A 291-nucleotide genomic window follows, 5' to 3' on the forward strand; every position below is an offset into this window, starting at 1 on the left:
ACCTTGCGTTTGGCATAAATGCGGGCTCCCTCTTTACTTGTCAATTCCTCTTTGACTAAGTTCTTGAAATAGTTCCACGTAGGATTATACTGAATTTGTTTGAGGTTTCCTTTCTCTGTCCGTGCTAACTGGTCTAACTCTTCACTAGCTTGTACAGGATCAGCTTCGTAAATCTTAATATCTTTCTCAAAACCATTCTGCTCCGTTCTTCGTGAATAATTCTTAAACGAGTAGACAACCCCATCTGGTTTTATCCACTGGTCAGAATCTTCTAAGTAAGTCCAGTTTTCA

1 pseudogene is annotated in these 291 nt (G+C 39.5%); it reads right to left on the reverse strand.

The window, feature by feature from the left end:
* Positions 1-291 (reverse strand): annotated as a pseudogene (locus tag C1E58_RS11900) (IS5/IS1182 family transposase); the annotation flags it as partial.

This window comes from Streptococcus suis (assembly GCF_002964575.1).
Classification (GTDB): domain Bacteria; phylum Bacillota; class Bacilli; order Lactobacillales; family Streptococcaceae; genus Streptococcus; species Streptococcus suis_R.